Origin of the sequence: Synechococcus sp. H60.2 (assembly GCF_047462315.1) — a bacterium.
In the GTDB taxonomy this organism is placed as follows: domain Bacteria; phylum Cyanobacteriota; class Cyanobacteriia; order Thermostichales; family Thermostichaceae; genus Thermostichus.
This window is the reverse complement of the sequence record NZ_JANSIZ010000123.1, coordinates 1-4,222: the sequence shown is the minus strand read 5'-3', so window position 1 is coordinate 4,222 and position 4,222 is coordinate 1. Positions and strand designations below refer to the sequence as shown.

2 protein-coding genes and 1 pseudogene are annotated in these 4,222 nt (G+C 61.5%); 2 read left to right on the top strand and 1 reads right to left on the bottom strand.

What is annotated here, in order from left to right; all coding sequences use genetic code 11:
- A partial coding sequence (locus NW845_RS12465; protein ID WP_414378759.1) for a spore germination protein GerW family protein occupies window positions 1-218 on the top strand: 218 nt, incomplete at its 5' end.
- Here the strand turns inward: NW845_RS12465 and NW845_RS12460 are convergent.
- Window positions 215-3,544, bottom strand: a complete 3,330-nt coding sequence (locus NW845_RS12460) for an AAA family ATPase (RefSeq protein WP_414378758.1) — start codon at window positions 3,542-3,544, stop codon at window positions 215-217. The genes NW845_RS12465 and NW845_RS12460 overlap by 4 nt on opposite strands.
- Window positions 3,545-3,759: 215 nt before the next feature.
- Between NW845_RS12460 and NW845_RS12455 the strand changes: the two are divergent.
- A pseudogene (locus NW845_RS12455) lies at window positions 3,760-4,222 on the top strand (helix-turn-helix domain-containing protein); the annotation flags it as partial.

The following is a 4,222-nucleotide window of genomic DNA, read 5'->3' as shown; positions in this document are numbered from 1 at the left end:
ACGGCCGGGATCCGGCCAGCCTGTTGGGCGGAGCGGGGGGCGGGGTGCGCAGCGAGCCGGGGGGCTTTTTGGTGATCCGAGGGGAGCGGGTGGAGCTGCTGACCACGGCCCAAAAGCCCGGCCAGTGGAGCCATCTTGGCGAGACTATAATTCCCCTGCTGCAGCAGTGGCTCCAGAGCCGGGCCGGCAACTCCTCAAATGACCAGCCAAATGACTAGCCGCGAATGGAGAGGCGGGATCCCTGGGGGGAGGGCTGCACCTCGATGCGGTGGGGAAAGGCCTCTTGCAGGCTGGGGATGTGGGTGATCACCAGGATGCAGGCAAAGTCAGAGGCCACAGCGTTGATGGCCGCCAGCAACTGGGCCCGCCCGGTGGCGTCCTGGGAGCCAAACCCCTCGTCGATGATCAATGTTTGCAGGTCGGAGCCGGAGCGCTGGGTAAGCAGGCGGGAGAGGGCCAGGCGAATGGCGAAGTTGATGCGGAAGGCCTCGCCGCCGGAGTAGGTCTCGTAGGGGCGGGTGCCGCGGGGATCGGCGATGAGGATGTCGAGGGTTTCAATTAGCTTGTCCGAGCGTCGCCCCGAGCGCTGGGTTACAAAGCGCAGATGGAGGCGGTGTTGGGTGAGGCGGCCCAGGATCTGGTTGGCTTGTGCCTCTAGCTCTGGCAGAACGTTTTCGATGATCAGGGCGGGAATGCCGTTGCGGCCGTAGGCGTTGGCCAGCTCCTGGTACACCTGCTGCTGGCGGCGGGCCTGCTGCAGTTGTCGCTCTAGCTCTGCCCGCTCCGACTGCTGTTCAAGGGCCTGCTGCAGCCGCTGTTGGGCCGCCCCGATTTGAGAAAGCACCTGATCCAGCCCTTGCCGGTGCTCCTGCAGAGCTTGGCGGATCCCTTCCAGGTGGGCGGGCAAGACCTCAGGCTGCTCCGCCAGTTGTTGCTGCAGCGCTTCCAGCTCTTGGGTGGCCTGGGCAAAGTGCTGCCGGCTTTCCTGCAGGCGTTGGGACAAGATCTGGCTGCGGGCTGTGGCTTCCGGCAGCTCCTGGCGGGCTATTTGGAGGGCCTGCAGGCGGGCCGGCCACAGTTGCGCCTGGGCCAGTTCTGCTTTTACCTGCTGGTGCAGGGATCCGTCGTAGCCGAGGTGGTGCAGCGCCTGTTCGATCTGGACCAGTCGCTCTGCTAGGGCAGCCGAGGAGGGCGTCTGCTGCAGGGCTTCCAGTTGGGCTTGTAGGGAGGCGATTTGCTCACCTAGGCGGGCGCGGCGCTCCTGGGCTTTGCGCAGTTCTTGGGAGCGGCCCAGGGCCCAGCGCCAGCGCTCCAGCTCCCCTCGCTGCAGGGCGTGTTCGCGCTCGTCGTAGCCCAGGTGTTGCAGGGCCTGCTGGATCTGGGCAAGCTGCTGCCGCGCCTCTGGGGCATAAGCTTCTTGGTTGAGGATTTGCTCCAGTTCTGCCGCTTCTGCCCGCCAAGCCTCCAGTTGCCGATGGCGCTCCTGCCCGGCCTCCCACTGCTGCTGCAGCCGCCCCTGGAGGTGCAGGCGCTCGTCCCAGCTGGCCAATTCTTGCTCAAGACGCCGAGCTTCCTCTTGCAGCAGCCCGATCTCCCGGTCGGCCACTGCCAGTTGCTCGCGAATCACAAAGAGCTCGCCGGCAATCTCTTCTTGGCGCTGGCGGTGTTTCTTCAGCACCACCGCCCTCAGGGGCGGGCTGAGCGGACGGGCGCAGAGGGGGCAAACCCAAGTCGGGGCAGTCGGCACTTTGGTGGGCGGTGCCAGCGTGGACTCGGCAGGCTGCTCTGAGGAGAGGGAGCCTGCGGTTACTTCGGATCCCGGTTCTGCAGCTCCCTCGGCAATGGCCTTCGCCCCCGTCAAAGCATGGGTGGGACGGCACCAGCCAGAGTCTGGATCCGAAGGGCCTAGGTGATCCGGGCGATCCAGATCTTCTAGCTCTGCGGGATCCAAACGCTCGGCGTGAAAGGACTCTGCTCCGCTATCGCCAACAGGAAACTCTTCCCAGCGAGCCTCTAGCAGGCGGCAGCGTTCCTCCTCCTGTTGCCACTGATGCTGAAGAACCCGCTGCCGCTCCTGCAGCTTCTGCACAAAGAGGCGGCGCTCTTGAATTTTTTCCAGCACCTGCTGCTGGTAGAGGCGCTGCCGCTCCAGCTCGGCCAGGGCTGCTGCCCCGGCAGCAATTTTCTGGGCCAGTTGCTGCTGCTGTCGGGCCAGGCTTTCCTGGCTTTGCAGGTGCTGCCGGAGGAACTGGAGGCGGGCTTGCAGGCGTTCTCGCTCGCGGCGGATCTCCTCCTCCCAGTGCCGCTGTTGCTCGAGGAGGGCAGCGGCTTGGGCCTGGGCCTCGTTCAAGATCTGCAGGCGCTCCTGGGCTTGCCGGTAGTGGTGGAGGGCGTTTTCGATGCGCTCCCCTTCTGCCAGCACCTGGGCATCGGCCTGGGCTTGGGCCTGGCAGGCGGCCAATTCCTGTTGCAGCCGCTGCATTCTGCGCAGTTGCTGCTGTTGGTACTCAGCTTGTTGGGCCTGCAGCTTTTGGCGCTCTTGGAGCAGGTATTGCTGTTGCTCGAAGAGGTGGTGAAGATGGCGATCTTGGGCCATCAGGGTTTGATAGCGTTCGTAGCCTGCCAGGATCTGCTCGCTTTGGGCAATCAGCTCTTCCAACTGGAGCAGGTGCTGTCGTTGGGCTCGCCACTGCTGTTCGGTGTGGTGCAGGTTGGCGCTGAGCTTGTGCAGGTGTTGGGTGAGTTGCCGGTGGCGCTCCTTCAGGATGTGGCGATGTTCATAGGCACGTTCTAGAGTCTGTAATTCCTGCTGCTGTTGGGCCAGGAGCTGCTGCAGATGGGTTTGCTGGTGTTGGAGCTGCTCCAGTTCAGCTTGGATCTGCTCAATGGAAACCTGTTGTTGGTCTAGCTTGTACAGGCGCTCTTGGAGCAGGTCGGCTTTGAGCTTGGCGCTGCGGGCCCGTTCACGGCAGCGCTCGGCCAGCAAGTCGTACTGGCCCAGCTTGAGCATGTCGGCCAAGATCTGTTTGCGCTCGCCGGGGCGCTTTAGGGTAAAGGCATCGGCCTGTCCCTGGCGCAGATAGGCGGAGTGGAGGAAGGTGTCGTAGTCAAGGCCAAGCTGACTTTCAATTGCCTCTTGGGTGGCGCGCAGGCCCCGGCGGGTGAGGCTGCGCCAGCGGGCTTGGCCGTCGGCTTCTCCAATTTGAATTTGCCACTCCAGGGATCCTTCCCCCGACAGGTGGCGGCTGCGCAGGATGCGGTAGGTTTGCCCCCGCGAGCGGTAAATTACTTCCACCCAGGTTTCGCTGGCACCTTTGCGGATGAGATCGCTGTCGTTGCTGGCCCGGCTCTGTCCCCAGAGGCCCCAGGTCAGGGCGTCGAGCAAAGCCGATTTGCCCGCCCCGTTAGGGCCACAAATGCAAGCGGTGTGGATCCCGCGCAGATCCAAAACCGCCTGAGAGTAGCAGAGAAAATTGTGTAAGGTCAGGCGAACTGGGATCACAAGGGCGGCTCTGGTCGCTGCAAAACAATGGCGATGAGCCATTTGCTCCAGTTTATGAAGTTATTAGCTAGATCCCAAGTTTTGCCACGGCCAGAAAACGGTTGTCCCTCCGCCCTGAGCTCACCAGGGAAAGCGGCATTGCTGCTGAAGAGAAGCAATCTGGGGAAGCAAGGGCGGTTACAGCCTGTTAACCTGTTAATTTAAAATAGGGTACAGGTGTTCAAGAGGAAGGAGAGAAAGAGAGGCCAACCCATTCTTTGGATCTACGGCAAAGAGTTGTAGAAGCTTATCAGGCAGGTCAGACCTCTATCCGCCAGGTAGCCGAACGGTTCATGGTAACCAAAAGAGCAGTATACCGCTGGGTGCGACAGTACCAACAAACTCAGGACTTAACCCCCAAGAAAGTAGGCACCAAGCGAGTAGGTATTTTGGAACAGCATTGACAGGAAGTGATGGCAATCATTGCAGAACACCCAGACTTCTATCTGTGGCAGTATCAAGAACTGTTGCGGGGTCGCTTAGCGATTGATGTAAGTACTGTCACGATAAACAACTTCTTGAAAAAGTGAGGGATGACTCTAAAAAAAGACTTACCGCAGCGCGAGAGTCCAAGAAGAGGAGGTGCAAAGAGAACGACTAGCTTGAGGATTTGATTGCCCTCGACCAGACAGGGGTGTGGGAGGGGATGGAACGGGGAGTAGCTCGGAGTTTACGCGGTCA